The following is a 998-nucleotide window of genomic DNA, read 5'->3' as shown; positions in this document are numbered from 1 at the left end:
TCAGCCATGTAAAAACAGCGTATCCGAACGGCACTTCAGCCAAAGGTTTTTACACCCACACCAAGTCAGTGTTAGTCAAGATGCAGGGCATGGATTGGATCAATGGGGTGGATTTTCCTCAAAACCCCTTTCCAAATTCCAATCGAAAAGTGAAAGGACAGTTAGCCTTTTCCAGAGCAGAGCGACGACGACTTGCATACGCCTTGAGTGACGATGTGAATGCCATTTTAGAAAAGAAAGCGCCGTTAACCGGCTATGAATTAACGATTTTGATGTGTGCGATTGCGTTGCGGTCAGGGATGAATACGACGCCTTTGTTGGAAATGACGACCGATTCGATTCAAGAGCACCCCTTGAAGGAAAATCGAAAGCTGTTGGTGCTGTATAAGCGTCGAGGTAATGCCACCAAGGTTCAAGTTTTACGCCATCAAAAAAGAGTCGAAAATGTGCAAACGGTGCTAGCCGATGTTGCTGTGATGATCCAACACATTATTCAATGCAATGCATCAGTACGTCAGGAGATGAACTCGGACTTGGTGTTGGTTTATCGAGCGACTAGTAATGCAAACGCAGATCAAGGGACAGCGTTGAGCTCTACTTTACTTGCACAGAACATTTCCAAGTGGGTCGCGGATCGGCAATTGCTGGACGACAACGGCAAGCCGCTCAAGGTCAATGTTTCACGCTTTCGCAAGACCTTTGAGAATCGCATTTTTGAGCTGTCGGGTGGTGATCCTTTCGTCACCGCCGCCCTCGCGGGGCATTCGGTCAAAGTCTCTGATTCACACTATTTGGAAGCACCGAAAGAGGCAGAGAAAAACTTTAACTTCATGGGACGTAGTCGTGTCAAAGAGCTGACCGATAACGTTCGAGGCATTGAGCAGAATACCTCAGTGGCAAAGTGTGCGGACTCAGGCCAGAAAACCGACAGAGAAGGCAATAAAATCTATTGCACCGACTTTTTGGCCTGTGTGCGATGTCGCAACATGGTTGTCACG

Annotated in this window: 1 pseudogene; it reads left to right on the top strand. The window is 47.7% G+C overall.

The features are described from left to right. Positions 1-89: 89 nt before the first annotated feature. Positions 90-998 (top strand): annotated as a pseudogene (locus A3757_RS24305) (hypothetical protein); the annotation flags it as partial.

It is taken from the genome of Oleiphilus sp. HI0117 (assembly GCF_001635235.1).
This window is presented reverse-complemented; position numbering and strand designations above follow the sequence as displayed.